Origin of the sequence: Brenneria goodwinii (genome assembly GCF_002291445.1) — a bacterium.
Taxonomy (GTDB): Bacteria; Pseudomonadota; Gammaproteobacteria; order Enterobacterales; family Enterobacteriaceae; genus Brenneria; species Brenneria goodwinii.
On the sequence record NZ_CP014137.1, the window covers coordinates 4,216,984 to 4,237,626 of the forward strand.

A 20,643-nucleotide genomic window follows, 5' to 3' on the forward strand; every position below is an offset into this window, starting at 1 on the left:
TTGAAAACTTACTTGGCAGGCAGAAAAGAAATATCCATGTAGTATTTTTTTTCGTTGTTTCTGTCGACGTAAACGGTCACGGTATCGCGGTTAATGTCGTGCTCCGGGTTGTAAAAGATATTAGCGCTGTAAAAGGTTTTCGTTTGATTGGCGCTGTCGGTAAATTGGGCGACGATCCGGTATGGGTGGGCGCCGTTCACTTTCAGCATGCTATTTTGCCGTACTTCGGTTATTTTCGCGGTGATTGGCGTGCCGGTGCGCTTGAGCGTTTCGCCCATGGCTTGCTTTCTGCGGATCAGATAAAGCGGCACGCACCCGGCAAGGATAAAGGTCAGTCCCATGATAGCCATCATAAAGGGGGCGAAATAAAACAGGAAAGTCGACTGGGGATTAATTTTGGCGTTACCCGGGTTGTCCGGATCGTACAGTACGTCAACCACTTCACCATAACTGTCGGCATAGCTGCTGCTGCCCATGTCGGAACGAAAGGTGATTTTTTTTCCATCAGGGGCAAAAAAAGCGATGATAGGAAAATAAGATGAGGACGCAGATGAAGATGAGGACTTATTTACGCTGCGATCGAGGTCGACGATCACGCCTTTAGCGCTGACGGCGTTTTGCTTGAAATTGTAATCTTTGATGAAAAAATAACCGCTCCCGCCAAAAATCATCATACCGATCACTAAAAAACACACGAGTACTTTCTTCATATTTAGCCGATGCTCCTTGCTTTAGGTTGTCCGTTTTATCAATGGGTTCTGTTCAGGCAGGATTCTGTAGAAAAAAAGCGCGCAGTTCAATTTATTTAACTGCACAGTTTGTTTAATGGTAATAAATCGCGTGAATTCGGAGGCTATTTCCCGGTGGCGACTGGGCGTGAAACCGTATCACTATTAACATGTTAGAATAGTCGCTAATTTTCAGTATTATCAAAACAGATCGTTATGAACAATAAACAACAGTATTTGGATATTGCCGCAGGAAAAGGTAAGGTCGCGCCCTCTACCATGGTTGTTTTTCCTTCTGAAGCGCTGAACTACCCATTGTTGGAAAAGAATTTAGAGGCGCAGCGTTTCTTCACCGACGGAGAGGTGAGCTACGCGGAAGATGAACAGGACGGCTTTGTTTACAGCTGTCGCCACGGCGACGATGCTCTGGCGTTTCGTATTCAAATTTTGGATCGCTCAGAGGAAGATGAGGTTAAGCCGTATTACTCAACCGATCCTCTCTCGCCCGAACGGCTTGCCGAAGTCAACGCTTCACCGCAGGCCGTGTTCGTGGAGTGCGTATTCAAACAGCATCCGTTGATCTCCTATCGTTATCAACTGAGGATACTGCGCCTGTTGGTGCCGGATTTATTACTTGGTATCGATGTTTCCGCCGCTGACAAAGCGTTTACGCCTGAATGGCTGCGCTTCCAACTGGAAGATGATGTGTTGCCGGATGTGGAGAATCTATACACGATCCACGCCATTTACGACCCGCACAACAACCCACCGACCGCCTTTTGGTTCCATACCCACGGGCTTACCCGTTGCGGCATAACTGAAGTGGAGCTGGTTATTCCGCATACGCTGAATTCCTATTACGGCATTCCCGAATTGTTCAGAAACTTCGCTAATAACTGTATTGAAAACCAGCAGGTTACGTTTAACAAACCGATTTTGTGTGGGCAAACGCAAGCTGGATACGAATATGTGGTGGCATTGCCTTTTGAAGAAGGCCTGCGCCACGTCAATAAACCAATCTCCGTCGTTCAGCTTAGACCGCTTGAAGAGATGCATTACGACCTGTCCGATGCGCCTGAAGGCGAATTTCTTGGCGATCGGGCCGATCGTGATGACGTTCACATGACGCCATCCTGTATGCTGTTCCGCGCAACGGAAGAAAATTCGGCGCTGGAGACGTTTTTTAAGGGATTTGAAGAGCAGAATGCCATCATGTTCTGGCGAACCAACGCCGAGACGTATGAAATGTCGCGCAAGGCTAAGCTGCGTTGGCATTACTTTGGCCGGATGTTCGAAAACTATGCCGTGTCCGCGGAACCGATTAAAAAAGGCTTTTTTGCAAAACTGCTCAATAAATCAGCCGAACCGCAGCAGGAAAACGAATGGCGCTTTCTGGTCAAATGCGGGATTCCCTACGGCGACCCCGCAGAGGACGAGCGTGAGCATATGTGGTTTATACCTGAGTCGATGAACGGCGACGCCTTTAGCGGAAAATTAATAAATCATCCTTTCTATATCGATAAGATGAAAGAGGGGGGCGTTTACCCGCTCGATTTGGGGTTAATTACCGACTGGGCGATTTATTACCAGGATGATAAATATACGCCGGATACCATCTATAAACTATTAGGCGGAAATGGTCAGACCCATTAAAAGCGTTGACCAACGCTAATCTGCCTGAAGCGAAATCAGCGCGTGGGTTCGGCGTTACTGCTCGCCGACGTACGTTTCGCGGATGGGTTGCTATGCCTATGTTAGAACGTATAGGTAATGGCGGCCATGCCGGTTAGTCCAATAACTTTGCCTTTGGCGGTATTAATACGTCATTGGTTTTCCGCCGCTGGCGGTGAGTTGGCGATAATAGCCAGAAACATGAGTGAATGCTTCAACCTCACGTCAGCCAGAAATCAGTGATTGGCTGACGTGGATTTTACTGGGTTTTTTTATCTATTTTATTGATAATAAATGATGGTTTTGTTTTCTTTATTCGTTGAGCGCTCTTTTTGAGTTATTGGTAACGTGCTTTTCTTCCTTACAGCGGTAGTGTTTTCTTACTCCGTCATAAAACTGTCACATTTCGTACATTTTACTGTCACTCAACTGTCCTATTTTTCCTCCTGCAAACTACACTCTGATTAATCACGACTTCGGGTCGACAATACTTTTGGTATCCCACAGGAGGGATTATGAAACTTATGCGTACCACTATTGCCAGTATTGTTGCGGCAACGTTTTCTCTGACGGCGGTTTCCGCTTTTGCCGCTACTAACCTTACTGGCGCTGGTGCGACATTCCCCGCACCGGTCTATGCCAAATGGGCTGACTCCTATCAGAAAGAAACCGGTAATAAAGTTAACTATCAAGGTATCGGATCTTCAGGTGGTGTAAAACAGATTCTTGCTAAAACCGTTGATTTCGGTGCGACCGATGCGCCGCTGACTGACGCCAAGCTGGCGGAAGATGGCTTGTTCCAGTTCCCGACCGTTATCGGCGGTGTGGTGCTGGCGGTGAATATTCCTGGCATCAAATCCGGCGATCTAACGCTGGACGGTAAAACCCTGGGTGATATCTACCTGGGTAAAATCAAAAAATGGAACGACCCAGCCATTACCAAACTGAATCCTAATGCTAAGCTGCCGGATCAGGATATTGCCGTAGTGCGTCGTGCCGATGGTTCCGGTACTTCTTTTGTGTTCACCAGCTATCTGGCGAAAGTAAACCCGGAATGGAAGGAAAAAATCGGTTCCGGCTCTACGGTTAACTGGCCGACCGGTCTGGGCGGTAAAGGTAACGATGGCATCGCCGCATTCGTTCAGCGTCTTCCCGGTTCCATTGGCTACGTTGAGTATGCTTACGCGAAGCAGAATAACCTGGCTTACACCAAACTGCTTTCCGCAGACGGTAAAGTCGTCAGCCCGACAGGAACGACTTTCAGTAATGCGGCCAAGGGCGCAGACTGGAGCAAATCTTTCGCTCAAGATCTGACGAACCAGAAAGGCGATGATGCATGGCCTATCACCTCAACGACTTTCATCCTGGTGCAAAAAACACAGCCGAAAGCTGAGCAAGGTACGGAAGTGCTGAAATTCTTTGACTGGGCTTATGAGAAGGGCGGTTCTGAGGCTACAGCGCTGGATTATGCTATTCTGCCGACCGAAGTGGTTGAACAGATTCGCGCCGCTTGGAAAACCAATGTGAAGGATAGCAGTGGTAAGGCATTGTATTAAATATAATTAGAAAAATATTGGATTAAGAGTAAGTGTACTAAAATTGTACTACGTTCCTTGTGTTTGGTAGCAAGGTTATCTCGCTGAGCGCAGCAGGATAAAGGGATGGGGAGATCATGACTCTCCATCCTTCGCTGCGCTTTTGTTTGTTATCAAGCATCGTTAAATTAAGAAGAGAGACACATGGCTGAGTACAAGCCAACGATCAAAGCCCCCGGAAAGCATGGCGACATCATTTTTGGTGCGCTGGTGAAATTGGCCGCGCTGGTGACGCTACTGTTATTAGGGGGCATTATTGTTTCCCTAATTGTGGCTTCCTGGCCCAGCATCGAAAAATTCGGTTTTTCCTTTCTGTGGACGAAAAACTGGGATGCTCCCGCCGAGCAGTTTGGCGCGCTGGTACCGATCTACGGCACCGTTGTTACCTCACTGATTGCTCTGATTATCGCGATACCCATCAGTTTTGGTATTGCGCTGTTTCTAACTGAACTGGCTCCGGGGTGGCTGAAACGCCCTTTGGGTGTAGCCATCGAACTGCTAGCCGCGATCCCCAGTATTGTTTACGGTATGTGGGGGTTGTTTGTTTTTGCGCCGTTATTCGCCAAATATTTTCAGCAGCCAGTAGGCAATGTGCTGTCCGGCATTCCAATTTTGGGATCGTTGTTCTCAGGCCCGGCATTTGGTATCGGCATTCTGGCCGCGGGGGTGATTCTGGCCATCATGATCATTCCTTATATTGCGGCGGTGATGCGCGATGTCTTTGAACAAACGCCGGTGATGATGAAAGAATCCGCTTATGGTATCGGCTGTACGACCTGGGAGGTTATCTGGCGTATCGTTCTGCCTTACACCAAAAATGGGGTGATTGGCGGCATTATGTTGGGATTAGGCCGTGCGTTGGGAGAAACCATGGCGGTAACCTTTATTATCGGGAATACCTACCAACTGGATAGCGCATCGCTGTATATGCCCGGCAACAGTATTACGTCGGCGTTGGCGAACGAATTCGCCGAGGCGGAATCCGGTCTGCACACCGCGGCGCTGATGGAACTGGGTCTGATCCTGTTTGTTATTACCTTTATTGTTCTGGCGTGCTCTAAGTTGATGATTATGCGACTGACTCAGAACGAGGGGGCTCGCTCATGACGACATTAGGCGTGGAACAAGAAGCGCAACTGTTGCGCTCACGGCAAAAAATGCAGGCCTGGCGGCGTCAGAAAAACCGTATCGCCCTGTGTTTATCCATGATTACCATGGCTTTCGGCCTTTTCTGGCTGATTTGGATCCTGTTTTCAACCGTTAGCAAAGGGTTTGACGGGATGTCGCTGGCGTTATTTACCGAAATGACGCCGCCGCCAAACAGCGAAGGCGGCGGGTTGGCAAACGCCATTGTCGGCAGCGGTCTGTTAATCCTGTGGGCGACCATTTTCGGCACGCCGCTTGGCATCATGGCCGGTATCTATCTGGCCGAGTACGGCCGGAAATCGTTTATTGCCGAAGTTATCCGCTTTATTAACGATATCCTGCTGTCGGCGCCATCAATCGTGGTCGGGCTTTTCGTCTATACCCTGGTGGTGGCGAAAATGGAGCATTTCTCCGGTTGGGCCGGGGTGATTGCGCTGGCTCTGCTGCAGGTGCCTATCGTTATCCGCACTACGGAAAATATGCTCAAGCTGGTGCCGGATAGCCTGCGTGAAGCGGCGTACGCGTTAGGCACGCCGAAATGGAAGATGATTTCCGCCATCACATTGAAAGCGTCTATTTCCGGCATTATGACGGGGATTTTACTGGCGATAGCGCGTATCGCCGGGGAAACCGCGCCGTTGCTGTTTACGTCGCTGTCCAATCAGTTCTGGAGCACGGATCTTATGCATCCGATTGCTAACCTGCCAGTGACCATATTCAAGTTTGCCATGAGTCCGTTTGTTGAGTGGCAGCAATTGGCCTGGGCCGGGGTGTTGCTGATTACCCTGTGTGTCCTGCTGCTGAATATTCTGGCGCGCGTTATTTTTTCCGCCAAGAAACACTAATAAATTTAAGATGCTGCTTCGCGGCATCCGTGTAAAAGAGAGAAGTCTTAATGAGTATGGCTACTGAGACATCCACCAGTAAGATCCAGGTTCGTAATCTGAATTTCTTTTATGGGAAATTCCATGCGTTGAAAGACATCACGCTGGATATCGCCACCAATCAGGTTACTGCTTTTATCGGTCCTTCGGGCTGCGGTAAATCGACGCTGCTGCGTACCCTGAACAAGATGTATCAGCTCTATCCGGAACAGCGAGCCGAGGGTGAGATTCTGCTTGATGGCGATAATATTCTGAGTGATAGAAAGGATATCTCACTGCTCAGGGCCAAGGTAGGAATGGTATTCCAGAAGCCGACGCCGTTTCCGATGTCCATTTACGACAACATTGCCTTCGGCGTGCGGTTGTTTGAGAAGCTGTCGCGGGCGGATATGGATGAACGGGTGGAATGGGCGTTAACCAAAGCCGCGCTATGGCACGAAACCAAAGATAAACTGCACCAGAGCGGTTACAGTTTGTCTGGTGGTCAGCAGCAGCGTCTATGCATTGCGCGAGGCATCGCCATTCGTCCGGATGTATTGCTGCTGGATGAGCCCTGCTCCGCCCTTGACCCAATCTCTACCGGCAGAATTGAAGAGCTGATTTCTGAACTGAAGAATGATTACACCGTGGTGATCGTCACCCACAATATGCAGCAGGCTGCACGTTGTTCGGACTACACTGCATTTATGTATCTGGGTGAACTGATCGAATTCAGCGATACTGACACGCTGTTTACTGCGCCACGGCAGAAACAGACTGAAGATTACATCACCGGCCGTTACGGTTGATTACGGGAAGCATCATGGATAATTTGAATCTGAATAAACACATTTCCGGGCAGTTTAATGCCGAGTTGGAAAACATCCGTACCCAGGTGCTAACCATGGGTGGGCTGGTGGAGCAGCAGCTAACCGACGCCATCACCGCGATGCACAATCAGGATGCTGAATTGGCGCAGCGCGTGGTTGAAGCGGACGCCAAGGTCAACATGATGGAAGTGACCATTGATGAAGCCTGCGTGCGCATCATCGCTAAACGCCAGCCGACCGCCAGCGATTTGCGTCTGGTGATGGCGATCATCAAAACGATTTCCGAACTGGAACGTATCGGCGATGTGGCGGATAAAATCTGCCGCACCGCGCTGGAGAAATTCTCCCATCAGCATCAGCCGTTACTGGTCAGCCTGGAATCGTTGGGGCGTCATACGGTGCAAATGCTGCATGATGTGCTGGATGCGTTTGCCCGCATGGATCTGGATGAAGCCGTGCGTATCTATCGCGAAGATAAAAAGGTGGATAAAGAGTACGAAGGCATTGTACGTCAGTTGATGACGTACATGATGGAAGACTCCCGCACGATTCCAAGCGTGCTGACGGCGCTGTTCTGCGCTCGTTCCATCGAGCGTATTGGCGACCGCTGCCAGAATATCTGCGAATTTATTTTCTATTTCGTCAAAGGGCAGGATTTTCGCCACCTGGGCGGCGATGCGCTGGAAAAACTGCTGGTCGAGAAAGATAATAAAGAAGAGGAATAACGCTATCCTCGGCTTATATTAAAACGCCCTGCTTTTGCGGGGCGTTTTGCTTTTTAATAGTGCAAAAAAAGAACACTTGTGCACTATTACCGCGCTAACGGTCTAGATGAAATCCTTATAGGTAAAATAGCGCATTTAATTTATTCCCCGCAGTATTCAAAAATAGTGCATGCCACGTCTACGGTTTCTTATTTTTAGAAATCTCTTACCTAAAATCAGTAAGGTTATAAACCCGCTGTTGGCTTCACTCTTGCAATGAATATCCCTGTCATCTTTCACGTTGCAGGTGTGTTGACTTATTTAAATTACTTAGCGCAAGACAGCCGATGGTCAGTCAACTCGTCGTTCTGTTGTCGATTTCCTGCACCCTGAAATTTATTGGGCATACATGGTGGCTATTTAATTTATTCATTACCGACATGGAGAAATAGCATGACTCGTTCCCTGGCAAGACGGATACAACAATATGCTTTATCTGCATTACTGATTGGGTGCGCATCTTATAGTTATGCGGGCAAACAGAATGATACTTTGGTTTATGCCTCGGATAACGAGGTAGAAAATATTAGTCCTTATCATAATAACATGCGCGAAGGCGTAATTATTTCCAACCTGGTCTGGGACAGGCTTGTCTATCGCGATCCCAAAACCGGTGAATATGAACCTCTGTTGGCTACGTCATGGGAGTGGGATTCGCCGGAAATACTGGTTTTGCATTTGCGTAAAGGCGTCAAGTTTCATAACGGCGATGATTTTACCGCCGATGATGTGGTTTACACCTTCAATGATATCGCCGGCGCAGCGGATTCAGTGGTTCCACAGAGCGTTGACTGGATTAAGACAGCTGAAAAAGTTGATGACTACACGGTAAGACTGCTGCTGAAAAAGCCTTTCCCGGCGGCGCTGGAATATTTATCCGGCCCGACGCCGATCTTTCCTGCCAAATACTATCAGCAAGTTAAGCTGGCCGGCTTCAGTAGAGCGCCGATCGGCACCGGCCCTTATAAGATCACCAGCGTGACCCCGGCGCAGGGCATCTCTATGGAGAAAAATCCCGATTACTTTAAAGACAGCCCGATCGGTCAGCCGAAAATCGGCAAATTGCAGTTTGTGGTGATCCGCGATCCGGAAACCCGTCTGGCGCAATTGATGACCGGTCAGGTTGACTGGATCTGGCGGGTTCCCGCCGATCAGATGACTTCGCTGGAAAGCATGCCGAACATCTCAGTAAAAAGCGGCGAAACCATGAGAATCGGCTTCCTGGCGCTGAACACCAATGCTTCCGGACCGGGTGGCGAGCCGTTTAAGGATCTGCGCGTCCGTCAGGCGGTGAACTACGCCATTAACCGTCAGGGAATGGTTGATAATCTGGTGCGCGGCGGCAGCCAGCCGGTCTATTCCGCCTGTTTCTATACTCAGGCGGCCTGCAACACCAGCAAAGTGATTAAGTATGAGTACGACCCGGAAAAAGCCAAGCAGCTGCTGGCGGAAGCGGGTTATCCCAATGGTTTCGATACCGATATCTGGGCCTATCGTGAGCGCGATTATGCCGAAGCGATTATCGGCGATTTGCGTAAAGTGGGGATTCGCGCGCGCTTGCACTATGTGCAGTATCCGGTGCTGGCCGCCGATCTGATTTCCGGTAAAGCGCCGATGGCGGTTCGTACCTGGGGATCTTTTTCCATTAACGATGCTTCCGCCTTCGTTACGCCTTATTTCGGCGGCAAGGGTGATGACATATGGAAAGACGCGGAAGTCACCAGCCAGCTGACCAAAGCGGATGAAACCATTGATACCAAACAACGTAGCGCCATGTATGCGGATTTGCTGGGGCGAATTTCTTCCCAGGCTTATCTGGCGCCGCTGTTTTCCTATTCAACCAATTACGCCTTTACCTCCGATTTGAACTTTGACAGTTGGCCGGATGAATTGCCACGTTTCGCCATGGCGAGCTGGAAGTAACAAGCTGCCGGGGATCGGTAGCGATACCGGTTCCCGCAGACATCTGGTGAGAATGAGGAACCGCTCATGATTATCTATATCTTACATCGGCTTCTGGTCGCGCTGGCGGTGCTGTTTACCGTGGCGGTAGTCAGTTTCTCTCTCTTGCATCTTTCCGGCGATTTAGCGGCGGCTATTGCCGGACCGGAGGCAACGGCCGAGGTTGTTGAACGTATCCGGGTGCAGTATGGGCTGGATCAGCCATTGACCACGCAGTTTATGCACTGGATGTGGTCGGCTTTGCATCTTGATTTCGGCCGCTCGTTCTATTTTGAGAACACGGTCATGGAGCTGGTCGGCCAGAGAATGCCCGTCACCCTGAAGCTGGGGGCGGTTTCCCTGCTGCTGGCGCTGGTGGTGGCTATTCCGCTTGGGGTGCTGGCGGCGGTATTTCGCGATACCTGGATCGACAGATGTTCCATTTTCGTTTCCGTAATCGGTCAGGCTATGCCGAATTTCTGGTTTGCCCTGTTGCTGATAGTCATCTTTGCCGTGGGCTTGAGGTGGTTGCCGGTGGCGGGGAACAGCAGTTGGCAGAACTTCGTATTACCGGCAATCGCGCTTGGCTACTACGCCATGCCGTCGCTGATGCGTCTGACGCGCTCCGGCATGCTGGACGTGCTGGGTTCGGACTATATCCGTACCGCGCGGGCCAAGGGGCTGAGTTCTTTCAAGGTGATCGTCAAGCATGGTCTGCGCAACGCCATCATTCCCGTGGTGGCGCTGGCGACGGTTGAACTGGGCTTTATGTTGGGGGGATCGGTGGTGATTGAGTCGGTATTTGCCTTGCAGGGATTGGGGCAACTGGCATGGGATTCCATCTCCCGCAACGATTTTCCTGTTGTGCAGGCCATTGTACTGATTATCTCGGTGTTTTATATCGGGCTGACATTCCTGGCTGATGTCCTTAATGCGGCTCTTGATCCGCGTCTGCGTAGCTCATAGGGAGCCTCTATGAAAACGTCTTCATCACTCTCTTCCACGCTGGCGGCCAAACCGATGATGCCTGAATCGGGATTGATTCCGGAGCCGGCCCCCTGGCGGCGCTGGGTTCGCAGTATCCTCGGTCATCACAGTATGACGTTCGGCCTGATTGTTCTGGCGGTTATTGTGCTGGCGGCGATCTTCGCGCCATTAATCAGCCCGCACGATCCCTACGCGCAGGATGTGAGCCAGCGTCTGATCCCGCCGGTATGGCATGAGAAAGGCAGTTGGGAATACATCTTGGGAACGGACAAACTGGGGCGCGATTATCTGAGCCGGCTACTGTTCGGCGCCCGGGTGTCGTTAACCATCGGGCTGGTTTCCGTGCTGGTGGCCGGGTTTATCGGCATCACGCTGGGCGTGCTGGCGGGCTATTTCGGCGGCCGGGTGGATGCGGTGGTCAGCTATATTCTGACGGTTCGCTTATCCATGCCCATCATTCTGGTGGCGCTGGCGACGGCCTCGCTGGTGGGAGGCTCGGTAAAAGTGGTGATCCTGCTGCTGGGGTTGCTGCTGTGGGATCGCTTCCTGATTGTTTCCCGCTCGGTCACCCGGCAGCTGCGCGAAGCGGAGTTTATCGCCGCGGCCAAGACGCTGGGAGCCTCTTCGCTGTTCATTATGCTACGGGAAATTCTGCCCAATTTGCTTGGTCCGCTGACGGTGGTGGCGACGCTGGAAATTGCCCATGCCATTCTGCTGGAAGCCACGCTCTCTTTCCTCGGGCTGGGCGTACAGCCGCCGATGCCGTCATGGGGACTGATGGTGGCGGAAGGCAAGGCGTACATGTTCTTTCAACCCTGGGTCATCCTGATCCCGGGCGTGGTGCTGGCTATCCTCGTGCTGGGGATCAATCTGGTGGGAGACGGCCTGCGCGACGTTACCGCGCTGGACGGACGTAACTGAGGAAGTGGCCATGAATAATGACATTTTGCTGGATGTAAAAAATCTGCGCGTCGATCTGCCGACTGCCCGAGGTACGCTGCATGCGGTACGCGGACTGGATTTCTCGGTACGGCGCGGGGAAATGTTGTGTCTGGTGGGCGAGTCCGGCTGTGGTAAATCCATGACGTCGCTGGCGCTGATGGACCTGCTGCCGCGCAAGGCGGTGCGCACCGCGGATCATATTCTCTTTAAAGGCACCGAGCTACAGTCGTTGAAAAAACGGGAAATTACCGCGCTGCGCGGCGATAAGATGTCGATGATTTTTCAGGAGCCGATGACGTCGCTCAATCCCTCCTACACGCTGGGCAACCAGCTATGCGAGACGCTGTTGGCCCATCGCAACGTTTCCCAGTCGCAGGCGCGCGATCGGGCGGTTTACCTGATGGAACGCGTGGGCATCCCCATGGCGGCCGATCGTCTGAATCAGTACCCGCATCAGCTTTCCGGCGGCCTGCGGCAGCGCATCATGATCGCCATGTCGCTGATGTGCGAACCGGAGCTGATTATCGCCGATGAGCCGACCACCGCGCTGGATGTCACCATTCAGGCGCAGATCCTGCGCATGCTGCGTGAGCTGCAACAGGAGTTCGGCATGGCGGTGATTTTCATTACTCACGATCTGGGCGTCGTGGCGCGTATTGCCGATCGGGTGGCGGTGATGTATGCCGGGAAAATCGTCGAAACCGCGCCGGTGATGACGCTATTTAACCATCCCCAACACCCCTATACCCAGGCGCTGCTCGACTGTATTCCCATTCAGGGGAAAACCGTACCGGGGCAGCCGTTGAACGCCATCCCCGGCGTTGTTCCCAGTCTGGTTGGCGTACAACAGGGCTGCGCGTTTAGTAATCGTTGCGCCTATTGTACGGATGCCTGTAACCAGGAAACGCCTTATGTCGAGGTAACGGACCAGCACGCGGTGCGTTGCATTCGGGCATTACCGGTGCGGAATGCGGAGGTTGCATGAATCAGAGCGTAAACCATGAGGTCGCGCCTGCCGCGCTGCCGACGCATATTCCGGGTAATGATGATATTGCGCTGGAGCTGTGTTCCTTATCGCGGGTTTTTCGCCTTAATCGCGGCTTATTCTCCCGTGCGGGTGAAATCCGGGCGGTGAATGAGGTTTCCTTGCGTATCCGGCGGGGAGAAACGCTGGGGTTGGTCGGGGAGTCGGGATGCGGAAAAAGTACGCTGGCGAAAATGCTGCTGGGTTTGCTGCCGCCGACTTCCGGCAACGTACTGATTGAAGGCCGTGAAATTGATTCCGGCAACCGTAAGGAGATGGCGTCCCGCATTCAGCCAATCTTTCAGGATCCCTATTCATCGCTGAACCCGCGCCGTTCCGTCGCCGATATCGTGGAAGTCGCGTTGCGTCTGCACGGTATCGGCACGCCTGAAGAGCGTAAAGCGCGCGTAAAAGAAATGCTTGATGTGGTCGGCATGCCCGCCCGTACGCACAGCCAGTATCCCGGTCAACTGTCCGGCGGCCAGCGTCAGCGGGTGGCCATTGCCCGCGCGCTGATTATGCGGCCTGACATTCTGATCTGCGATGAGCCGACATCGGCATTGGACGTGTCGGTTCAGGCGCAAATTCTCAATCTGCTGCTGGCGCTGAAACAGGAGTTTGGGCTGACTTACCTGCTTATCAGCCACAACCTGTCGGTGGTGGAGCATCTGGTCGACCATGTGGCGGTGATGCAGAAGGGAACGATTGTCGAACAGGGAACGCGCGAGCAGATTTTTCACTCGCCGCAGCACCCTTATACCAAATCGCTGCTGGCTTCGGTGCTGACGCCGGAGCCGGGACTGGGCATTCCGGATATCGAACAGTGTTAACCGATACCCGGGATCTCGTTTCTTAGACGATCGGCATTACGCCCAAGGGGCAATGCTGTTGATTAACGAATATTAGAGAAAATGAGGACAGACAGAATATGACGCGTGAAGAGACGATCCAGGCAACCGTCGATTATTTTGCTTCAGGAACATTCAAGGAAACCCTGGCGCGCAGGGTGGCATATCGGACGGAGAGTCAGGATGCCGGCAGCGGACCCGTTCTGATGTCCTACCTGACGGATGAAATGATCCCGGTGCTTAAGGCCATGGGCTTTGAGTGTTTGCTGGCGGATAACCCCATCAGCGGCAAAGGGCCTTTTTTGCTGGCGCGGCGCCTGGAGCCGGAGGCTGCGCTGACGCTGTTGACCTATGGTCATGGCGATGTGGTACGGGGTTACGATGACCAATGGCGCGAGGGATTATCGCCGTGGCAGCTGATTCAGGACGGCAACCTCTGGTATGGGCGCGGCACCGCTGACAACAAAGGGCAGCATTCCATTAATCTGGCGGCGCTGGAGCAGGTTTTGCAGGCGCGCAACGGCCAGCTTGGCTACAACGTGAAAATCATTCTGGAGATGGGCGAAGAGGATGGTTCGCCAGGGTTGAACGAAATTTGCGAGCAATACCGCGACTGGCTGGCCGCCGATCTATTTATCGCCTCCGATGGGCCGCGGATATCCGCCGCCCGTCCCACTCTGTTCCTGGGATCGCGCGGCGTGTTCAATTTTGAACTGCGGGTGAATCTGCGTGAAGGCGCGCACCATTCGGGGAACTGGGGCGGACTGTTGAGCAATCCCGGCATCCGTTTGTCCCACGCGCTTGCCAGTATGGTGGACGCGCACGGCCGTATTTTGGTGCCGGGTTTGCGTCCGCCGGCGATATCCGAGACCATGCGTCGTATTCTTGCCGATATCGAACTGGGCGGCGGAGCGACGGATCCGGCCATCGATCCCGGTTGGGGCGAGCCAGGACTGACGGCGGCGGAGAAACTTTATGGCTGGAATACGCTGGATGTGCTGGCCTTTGTCACCGGTAATCCCGACAAACCGGCACACGCTATTCCGCCGAGCGCCAAAGCAAATTGCCATATGCGCTATGTGCTGGGCAGCGACGTGGAGAACTTCGGTCAACATATCCGCCGTCACCTGGACGCCAACGGATTTGAAGACGTGGAGATCGTTAACGCCATCAGCAATTACGCCGCTACCCGGCTCGATCCCAACGATTTGTGGGTGGAATGGGGGAAGGCGTCGATTACCCGATCCGCCGGCGCCAAGGCCGCGGTGCTGCCGAACTTCGGCGGCGGATTGCCGAATGCCTGTTTCTCGGAAACGCTGGGCTTGCCGACGCTGTGGGTGCCGCACTCATACCCCGCCTGTTCGCAGCATGCGCCCAATGAGCATATTCTGGCTGATATGACGCTGCAAGCGCTTAAAATCATGACCGGTCTGTTCTGGGATCTGGCCGAGCAAGGGGCGGATGTGGCGCATCGTCGTTCACAGATGAAAGCGCGGCAACCAGCAGCAACAGTCTAGACTGGATAAATGACGCGACGAATGACGTGTCTGTGTTTTGCTTACTCTTTCCGTATAGCCGGTATCATGGGCGATACGGGCTTCTTTTGATGATTCATGGTTACACCACATGTGTGAGAGACAATGCATAGCAATGAAATTCGTTACTTTATGGCGGTGGCCAGCACCGGGTCGCTGAGCGCGGCCAGTCAGCAGCTATTTGTCGCCGTTTCAGCCATCAGCAGACAGATCCAGCGGCTGGAGGCGCGCCTGGGCGTCCCGCTGTTTGAGCGGCATGCCAGAGGCATGGTGCTGAATGACGCCGGACATATTCTGGAGAATCATGTCCGGCGCAGCATGGCGGACATGGAACTGGCCGTTGCTGAAATTGAAGGGATGAAGTCCGCCCGTCAGACCACTATCCGGGTGGTGTGTACCGACGGCATCGGGTTTAATCTGCTGCCGACGCTGATGGCGAAGTTTCGGCGGCAGTGCGCCGAGGTCAACTTTATACTGACGGTCGGCAGCGCCAGACAGGTTCCCGATCTGATTCGTAACGGCGAGAGCGATGTGGCGTTGAAGTTCAGTCTGGCGCCGGAACACGGCGTTCAGGTGATCGCCTCTTTTCCCGCCCCGTTTCTGGCCGTGATGCAGGCCGACCATCCGCTGGCCGCAAGAGATTTCCAGCTTGACGATTTGAGCACCTATCCGATCGTACTGCCCGATCAGGCGGCTACCGTGCGTCAGCTATTTGATCTCTCATGCCGGATGAAAGGGGTTTTCATCGATCCGGTGTTTACCTGTAACCATTTTTCAACGCTGTACGCCTTCTTGCTGGATACGCCGGACGCTATTGTCATATGCAGCCACTTTTCCGTGCTGTATAGCGCCAAACGCGACGGTTTGCAGGTGAAGTCCATCAAGATGGATCAATTGGGGCAGCGGATGTTGCAAATTCAGACCGAGGTGGGGAAACCGGCAACCAAGGTGATGGAGGATTTTTTTGCCTTTCTGCGCCACGAGCTGGAAACGCAGGACGCGCTGTTTCGGCAGGAATATCCTTTTCAGGGGTGATGACCCCTGAGACATTAGCAGATTTTCAGTCCGCTCTGGGACGCGGCTTATTCAAGGTGACTACCAGCATCCCGGCGATGATGGCGACGACGCCGACAATCAGCCCGGCGCTCAGGGATTCGTTGAGAAACAGGATCGAGATAAACAGCCCGACTACCGGCACGCCCAGCATGGAAGAAGCCATGCTGGTGCTGGAGATCCACTGGCTGGCTGCATTGACGGCGCAGAAACAGAAAGCCGTGGCGAGCGGCCCGACAAACAGCGAAATCTCCCAGAAACGCAGCGAATTATCGCCGGTGTACGGCCCCTCTTTATACCAGGCGATGATGATCAGCGGGACGGTGGCGATCAGCATCTGCCAGGGCGCCAGATGATAGGCGCTGGATGCGCCGCGGTGATGACGCAGATGCAGGATACAGATGGCCCAGCAGAATGATGCGATCAGCAGCAGGGTATTGGCCTGCAGCGCTTTGGTGTCCGTCCAGTCCAGCGTCAACGGATTAAACAGGATGGCGACGCCGGCGATACCCAACAGCGTGCCGATCAATTCCTGACGGGTGACGCGCTGTCTGAACAGCAGAATCGCCCCCGGCAGAACCCACAATGGCGTGGTGTAGGCCAGAATCGCGGAGCGGCCGGCGGGGATCTCGGTCATGGCGATGGCGCCCAGCGCGGTGAACGTCAGCATCTGCAACAGGCCGACGCTGAACAGCAGGGGAACATCACGACGTTGAGGCAGTTTCAGCGTGCCTGTGACCACCTGGATAAAGAACAGGCACAGCCCGCCAAGCGCAAAACGCAATGCGGAGAACCAAAGCGGCGTAATGTGTTCCAGCCCGAGTTTCATTACCGGCCAGTTGGCGCCCCAAACAACGATCGCCAGTAAAAGCAGAATGATTCCCCCGACCTGACGCAATGGTAATGCCGTAGCGGATTTATCTTTCAGCCAGATTATTTTCTTATTTCTTAATGAGGGAGAAATCATTTTATATTTTCTGTTCGCCAATTACTGGATAAACACCAGTCTATTATTTTTCAGGCGGAAATTTTTTCCCTTATTAATCGTGATATTTGGGTTCGCAGGGTAATTTTTCCAGCCGATTTATTATTAACAGTAAAGGTTTTCTTTTATGCGCAAACTGGATAAAACCGATATCAGTATCCTCAATAAATTGCAGGAAAATGCGAAAGTCACGCATGTTGAATTGGCGAAAGCGGTCAATCTTTCCACCACGCCCTGTTTCAACCGGGTGAAGACGCTGGAGGAACTCGGGCTTATCCGTCAGCAGGTGACGCTGCTGTCGCCGGAGCGGCTGGGGTTACATGTGAACGTGTTTATTCACGTCAGCCTTGATCGGCAGATAGAAGAGGTTTTGCAACGCTTTGAACAGGCCATTTCCGAGCGGCCGGAGGTGATGGAATGCTACCTGATGACCGGAGACGCCGATTATCTTCTGCGGGTGTTGGTTAAAAATATCAATGAGATAGAGCATTTTATCCTCAACCATCTGACCCGTATTCCCGGCGTGGCCAATATCCGCTCCAGCTTTGCGCTTAAGCAGGTGCGCTATAAGACCGCCCTGCCTTTGCCGCCGGAAGGGATGTTTTTGCCATAGGAAGCAATAGAGTGTTAATTTTATTTCGTTATGTGTGATTTTTTCGCAACCCAAAAGATCATTATTGGTTTTTAGAGAAATTTTTATGATAAATAATAATTAATTTAGCAATTTAAATTCATTTGTTTACAGGTAATATGATGAGCATGGAGTGACGGTATTTCTCAATGGAATATTGACAACCTGCGGCTATCATTTCTCATTATTATTTACCGGAGCGCTATTATGAATCTGGAGAAATTTCCACGTTATCCATTAACTTTTGGACCTTCCCCCATTACGCCAATGAAAAGGCTGAGTGAATATTTGGGCGGAGAGGTAGAAATATATGCCAAGCGTGAAGATTGTAATAGTGGTCTGGCGTTTGGCGGTAATAAAACCCGTAAACTGGAATATCTTATTCCCGAAGCGTTGGAGCAGGGTTGCGATACCTTGGTCTCCATCGGCGGTATTCAGTCAAACCAGACGCGTCAGGTGGCCGCGGTGGCCGCGCATCTGGGCATGAAATGTATCCTGGTGCAGGAAAACTGGGTGAATTATGCCGATGCGGTGTATGACCGGGTGGGTAATATTGAGCTGTCGCGCATTATGGGCGCCGATGTTCGTCTGGATGCCGCTGGTTTTGATATCGGTATTCGCGAAAGCTGGAAAAACGCCATGGAAGAAGCGGCGCAAAACGGCGGCAAACCCTTCCCGATCCCGGCCGGTTGTTCCGAACACCCTTACGGCGGGCTGGGATTCGTCGGCTTCGCGGAAGAAGTGCGCCAGCAGGAAAAAGAGCTGGGCTTCAAGTTTGACTATATCGTTGTGTGCTCCGTCACCGGCAGCACCCAGGCCGGTATGGTGGTCGGTTTCGCCGCCGACGGCCGCGCCCGTAACGTCATCGGTATCGATGCTTCGGCAAAACCGGAGAAAACCAAGGCGCAGATCCTGCGTATCGCGCAGAACACCGCCAAACTGGTTGAGCTGGGCCAGGAGCTTACCGAAGAAGACGTGGTGCTGGATACGCGCTATGGCGGCCCGGAATATGGTCTGCCGAACGAAGGCACGCTGGAAGCCATCCGTTTGTGCGCCCGGATGGAAGGCGTGATGACCGATCCGGTGTATGAAGGCAAGTCGATGCAGGGCATGATCGGTATGATCCGCAACGGCGAATTCCCGAAAGGCTCTAAGGTGTTGTATGCCCACCTGGGCGGCGCCCCGGCGCTGAGCGCCTACAGCTATATTTTCCGCAACGGCTGACAGACAGTATTTACCCACCAGTGGGTGCTAGACCGCCAAGTCGTCTTGTGGTGTCATCCTCGCGAAAGCGGGGATCTTTTTATAGATAACTCATCGGTTAAAAAGATTCCCGCCTGCGCGGGAATGACGGTTTGATCTATTAAGATTTTGTCGTCAACCTCAGAACGTCAATTGCGTGGTGGAAAGCACTTCCCGCAGGCCGATAAAAGAGCGGATCTGACGCACGCCGGGCAGAAACAGCAGTTGTTCGGCGTGCAGCCGGTTAAAGCTCTGATTATCCTTGGTGCGGATCTTCAAAATATAATCAAACTCGCCGGTAACCACATGACATTCCATACAGCCGCTGATCTGCTGCACCGATGCTTCAAAATCTTCAAACGAGCTCGGCGTCGAGCGATCCAGCACCACCCCGATTAATACCACCAGACCGGCGTTAAGCGCTTCCGGGTCAAGCAGCGCGACAACGTTTTTAATCAGGCCGATCTGTTTGAGGCGTTCAACCCGCCGCAGACTGGCGGGCGGGCTGAGATTGACCTTTTCCGCCAGCGCCACGTTGGACAGCGAGGCATCCGCCTGCAAAAGACGCAGGATGGCGATATCAAAGCGGTCCAACTCATAGGATTTCTTTTCCTCCGGCGGAGGCGTGGCGGCAGGGGATTTGGCTTTCATGCGGGGGTTCCTCGTTTCTGCACCGATATCGCATTATGACAATACAATAATTGTGCCGTGAAGATATTTTTTGCAATTAAGCGATAGGAGGATGGCCCATATCCCGTAAAAAATTATAAGAAATTATCTTTATGGGAAATTAATGGCGTTTGTATGTCTATTGGCTTGTTTCCTGTTTTAATACGACGTCGGGCGGCGGTTGCGGATAGATTAAATGCTTTTTATTTTCAATTGGATATCTATAGTATTCCCTATGTAACATAAGGTTATATTATAGCTGTTTATATTATTTCCCGCTTTTCCACTGCTCTGATAGCCTGAAACCAATATATTGACTGGTTAGGGGCAGGGAATGAAGAATCGTATCTTGGCATTGTCGTTATTGATGGGTTTAGCTTCTGTTTCTGGCGTCGCGCAGGCTGATAAGCTGGATGATATTCAAAAAGCCGGCGTGGTTAAAGTCGCGGTATTCGACAGCAATCCGCCGTTTGGTTTCGTCGATCCGCAGAGCAAGAAGCTGGTGGGGTACGATGTTGATATTGCCGAAGAGATTGGCAAAGCGCTGGGAGTGAAGGTTGAATTGCGGGCGACGAATCCGGCTAACCGTATTCCGCTGTTAAGCTCGCAGAAAGTGGATCTGATCGCCGCCAATTTCACCATTACGGACGAGCGCGCCAAGCAGGTAAACTTCAGTATTCCCTATTTCGCAACCGGACAAAAATTCATTGCCCGCAAAGGCGTGCTGAAAACCCCGGACGATATTAAAGCGCTGCGTATCGGCGCGGATAAGGGCACGGTACAGGAAATCACCCTGCGCGAGCATTACCCGACCGCAAAAGTGATTTCGTATGACGATACGCCGCTGGCGTTTGCCGCTCTGCGTAACGGCAACGTTCAGGCCATCACGCAGGATGACGCCAAACTGGTCGGTTTGCTGGGCAATGTGCCGGATGCCCAGAAAGCCGATTTCGAAATCTCGCCTTTCAGCATCACCAAAGAGTATCAGGGGATTGGTATTCCAAAAGGTGAAGAGCATCTGACAGAGAAGGTAAACGAAATATTACTGAATCTGGAAAAACAGGGCGAGGCAAAGAAGATCTACGACCGCTGGTTCGGACCTGAAACCAAAGCGTACCAGCCGCGCGGCGACTTTACCTTCGCACCAATAGATCAGCAGCCAAAAGCCTGATGTAGGCTCATAGGTCTG

At 52.4% G+C, this 20,643-nt stretch carries 19 protein-coding genes; 16 read left to right on the forward strand and 3 right to left on the reverse strand.

Annotated features, from left to right (window positions below; all coding sequences use genetic code 11):
- Nucleotides 1–8: 8 nt before the first annotated feature.
- Nucleotides 9–710 carry a DUF3592 domain-containing protein gene (locus ACN28R_RS18705; protein WP_095835180.1) on the reverse strand — a complete coding sequence of 234 codons (702 nt, stop codon included), beginning with the start codon at nucleotides 708–710 and terminating at the stop codon, nucleotides 9–11.
- Between the two features lie 234 nt (nucleotides 711–944).
- Here ACN28R_RS18705 and ACN28R_RS18710 point away from each other — a divergent pair, with 234 nt between their 5' ends.
- The 13 genes from ACN28R_RS18710 to ACN28R_RS18770 all read left to right on the forward strand — a co-directional run bounded on the left by ACN28R_RS18710 (nucleotide 945) and on the right by ACN28R_RS18770 (nucleotide 15,909).
- On the forward strand, nucleotides 945–2,381 hold the full coding sequence (locus ACN28R_RS18710) for a DUF4026 domain-containing protein (RefSeq protein WP_095835181.1): 1,437 nt from the start codon (nucleotides 945–947) through the stop codon (nucleotides 2,379–2,381).
- Nucleotides 2,382–2,914: 533 nt separating this feature from the next.
- Complete coding sequence (gene pstS, locus ACN28R_RS18715; protein ID WP_048636807.1) at nucleotides 2,915–3,955, forward strand: phosphate ABC transporter substrate-binding protein PstS; 1,041 nt, start codon at nucleotides 2,915–2,917, stop codon at nucleotides 3,953–3,955.
- A gap of 183 nt (nucleotides 3,956–4,138) precedes the next feature.
- Nucleotides 4,139–5,101: a phosphate ABC transporter permease PstC gene (gene pstC / locus ACN28R_RS18720; RefSeq protein ID WP_048636808.1), complete on the forward strand. Its 963-nt coding sequence runs from the start codon at nucleotides 4,139–4,141 to the stop codon at nucleotides 5,099–5,101.
- Complete coding sequence (pstA, locus tag ACN28R_RS18725) at nucleotides 5,098–5,985, forward strand: phosphate ABC transporter permease PstA (protein WP_095835182.1); 888 nt, start codon at nucleotides 5,098–5,100, stop codon at nucleotides 5,983–5,985. Before pstC ends, pstA begins: the two co-directional genes overlap by 4 nt.
- A 50-nt stretch (nucleotides 5,986–6,035) precedes the next feature.
- Nucleotides 6,036–6,812 (forward strand): phosphate ABC transporter ATP-binding protein PstB, encoded by a 777-nt coding sequence (gene pstB / locus ACN28R_RS18730; RefSeq protein WP_048636810.1) that lies wholly within the window; start codon nucleotides 6,036–6,038, stop codon nucleotides 6,810–6,812.
- 14 nt (nucleotides 6,813–6,826) lie between these two features.
- Nucleotides 6,827–7,558, forward strand: a complete 732-nt coding sequence (gene phoU, locus ACN28R_RS18735) for a phosphate signaling complex protein PhoU (protein ID WP_048636811.1) — start codon at nucleotides 6,827–6,829, stop codon at nucleotides 7,556–7,558.
- Between the two features lie 432 nt (nucleotides 7,559–7,990).
- Nucleotides 7,991–9,520 (forward strand): ABC transporter substrate-binding protein, encoded by a 1,530-nt coding sequence (locus ACN28R_RS18740; protein ID WP_095835183.1) that lies wholly within the window; start codon nucleotides 7,991–7,993, stop codon nucleotides 9,518–9,520.
- A 66-nt stretch (nucleotides 9,521–9,586) separates the two neighbouring features.
- On the forward strand, nucleotides 9,587–10,504 hold the full coding sequence (locus ACN28R_RS18745; protein ID WP_048636813.1) for an ABC transporter permease: 918 nt from the start codon (nucleotides 9,587–9,589) through the stop codon (nucleotides 10,502–10,504).
- Nucleotides 10,505–10,513: 9 nt separating this feature from the next.
- Nucleotides 10,514–11,446, forward strand: a complete 933-nt coding sequence (locus ACN28R_RS18750) for an ABC transporter permease (RefSeq protein ID WP_095835184.1) — start codon at nucleotides 10,514–10,516, stop codon at nucleotides 11,444–11,446.
- Between the two features lie 10 nt (nucleotides 11,447–11,456).
- Nucleotides 11,457–12,452, forward strand: coding sequence for an ABC transporter ATP-binding protein (locus ACN28R_RS18755; RefSeq protein WP_048636815.1), 996 nt, complete (start codon nucleotides 11,457–11,459; stop codon nucleotides 12,450–12,452).
- Nucleotides 12,449–13,321 carry an ATP-binding cassette domain-containing protein gene (locus tag ACN28R_RS18760; protein WP_095835185.1) on the forward strand — a complete coding sequence of 291 codons (873 nt, stop codon included), beginning with the start codon at nucleotides 12,449–12,451 and terminating at the stop codon, nucleotides 13,319–13,321. The genes ACN28R_RS18755 and ACN28R_RS18760 overlap by 4 nt, the downstream gene beginning before the upstream one ends.
- A gap of 98 nt (nucleotides 13,322–13,419) precedes the next feature.
- Nucleotides 13,420–14,856, forward strand: coding sequence for a M20 family metallopeptidase (locus tag ACN28R_RS18765; protein WP_095835186.1), 1,437 nt, complete (start codon nucleotides 13,420–13,422; stop codon nucleotides 14,854–14,856).
- Between the two features lie 123 nt (nucleotides 14,857–14,979).
- The gene (locus ACN28R_RS18770; RefSeq protein WP_048636818.1) at nucleotides 14,980–15,909 is read left to right on the forward strand and encodes a LysR family transcriptional regulator; all 930 of its coding nucleotides are present in this window, start codon (nucleotides 14,980–14,982) and stop codon (nucleotides 15,907–15,909) included.
- A 25-nt stretch (nucleotides 15,910–15,934) separates the two neighbouring features.
- Here ACN28R_RS18770 and ACN28R_RS18775 read toward each other — a convergent pair whose 3' ends face one another.
- On the reverse strand, nucleotides 15,935–16,894 hold the full coding sequence (locus tag ACN28R_RS18775) for a DMT family transporter (protein WP_053085515.1): 960 nt from the start codon (nucleotides 16,892–16,894) through the stop codon (nucleotides 15,935–15,937).
- A 145-nt stretch (nucleotides 16,895–17,039) separates the two neighbouring features.
- Between ACN28R_RS18775 and ACN28R_RS18780 the strand changes: the two genes are divergently transcribed.
- Together ACN28R_RS18780 and ACN28R_RS18785 are read left to right on the forward strand one after the other, a co-directional pair.
- The gene (locus ACN28R_RS18780) at nucleotides 17,040–17,525 is read left to right on the forward strand and encodes an Lrp/AsnC family transcriptional regulator (protein WP_095835187.1); all 486 of its coding nucleotides are present in this window, start codon (nucleotides 17,040–17,042) and stop codon (nucleotides 17,523–17,525) included.
- A gap of 225 nt (nucleotides 17,526–17,750) precedes the next feature.
- A complete protein-coding gene (locus ACN28R_RS18785) occupies nucleotides 17,751–18,767 on the forward strand; it encodes a 1-aminocyclopropane-1-carboxylate deaminase (RefSeq protein ID WP_095835188.1) in 1,017 nt (338 codons plus the stop codon).
- Nucleotides 18,768–18,926: 159 nt separating this feature from the next.
- Here ACN28R_RS18785 and ACN28R_RS18790 read toward each other — a convergent pair whose 3' ends face one another.
- Nucleotides 18,927–19,436: an Lrp/AsnC family transcriptional regulator gene (locus ACN28R_RS18790; RefSeq protein WP_048636827.1), complete on the reverse strand. Its 510-nt coding sequence runs from the start codon at nucleotides 19,434–19,436 to the stop codon at nucleotides 18,927–18,929.
- A gap of 352 nt (nucleotides 19,437–19,788) precedes the next feature.
- On the opposite strand from ACN28R_RS18790, the gene ACN28R_RS18795 reads away from it, so the two are divergent.
- On the forward strand, nucleotides 19,789–20,625 hold the full coding sequence (locus ACN28R_RS18795; protein WP_048636828.1) for an ABC transporter substrate-binding protein: 837 nt from the start codon (nucleotides 19,789–19,791) through the stop codon (nucleotides 20,623–20,625).
- Nucleotides 20,626–20,643 lie beyond the last annotated feature (18 nt).

Coding starts and splice junctions, on each gene's coding strand:
- ACN28R_RS18705 (WP_095835180.1), bottom strand. CDS start 710: ATGAAGAAAGTACTCGTGTGTTTTTTAGTGATCGGTATGATGATTTTT.
- ACN28R_RS18710 (WP_095835181.1), top strand. CDS start 945: ATGAACAATAAACAACAGTATTTGGATATTGCCGCAGGAAAAGGTAAG.
- pstS (WP_048636807.1), top strand. CDS start 2,915: ATGAAACTTATGCGTACCACTATTGCCAGTATTGTTGCGGCAACGTTT.
- pstC (WP_048636808.1), top strand. CDS start 4,139: ATGGCTGAGTACAAGCCAACGATCAAAGCCCCCGGAAAGCATGGCGAC.
- pstA (WP_095835182.1), top strand. CDS start 5,098: ATGACGACATTAGGCGTGGAACAAGAAGCGCAACTGTTGCGCTCACGG.
- pstB (WP_048636810.1), top strand. CDS start 6,036: ATGAGTATGGCTACTGAGACATCCACCAGTAAGATCCAGGTTCGTAAT.
- phoU (WP_048636811.1), top strand. CDS start 6,827: ATGGATAATTTGAATCTGAATAAACACATTTCCGGGCAGTTTAATGCC.
- ACN28R_RS18740 (WP_095835183.1), top strand. CDS start 7,991: ATGACTCGTTCCCTGGCAAGACGGATACAACAATATGCTTTATCTGCA.
- ACN28R_RS18745 (WP_048636813.1), top strand. CDS start 9,587: ATGATTATCTATATCTTACATCGGCTTCTGGTCGCGCTGGCGGTGCTG.
- ACN28R_RS18750 (WP_095835184.1), top strand. CDS start 10,514: ATGAAAACGTCTTCATCACTCTCTTCCACGCTGGCGGCCAAACCGATG.
- ACN28R_RS18755 (WP_048636815.1), top strand. CDS start 11,457: ATGAATAATGACATTTTGCTGGATGTAAAAAATCTGCGCGTCGATCTG.
- ACN28R_RS18760 (WP_095835185.1), top strand. CDS start 12,449: ATGAATCAGAGCGTAAACCATGAGGTCGCGCCTGCCGCGCTGCCGACG.
- ACN28R_RS18765 (WP_095835186.1), top strand. CDS start 13,420: ATGACGCGTGAAGAGACGATCCAGGCAACCGTCGATTATTTTGCTTCA.
- ACN28R_RS18770 (WP_048636818.1), top strand. CDS start 14,980: ATGCATAGCAATGAAATTCGTTACTTTATGGCGGTGGCCAGCACCGGG.
- ACN28R_RS18775 (WP_053085515.1), bottom strand. CDS start 16,894: ATGATTTCTCCCTCATTAAGAAATAAGAAAATAATCTGGCTGAAAGAT.
- ACN28R_RS18780 (WP_095835187.1), top strand. CDS start 17,040: ATGCGCAAACTGGATAAAACCGATATCAGTATCCTCAATAAATTGCAG.
- ACN28R_RS18785 (WP_095835188.1), top strand. CDS start 17,751: ATGAATCTGGAGAAATTTCCACGTTATCCATTAACTTTTGGACCTTCC.
- ACN28R_RS18790 (WP_048636827.1), bottom strand. CDS start 19,436: ATGAAAGCCAAATCCCCTGCCGCCACGCCTCCGCCGGAGGAAAAGAAA.
- ACN28R_RS18795 (WP_048636828.1), top strand. CDS start 19,789: ATGAAGAATCGTATCTTGGCATTGTCGTTATTGATGGGTTTAGCTTCT.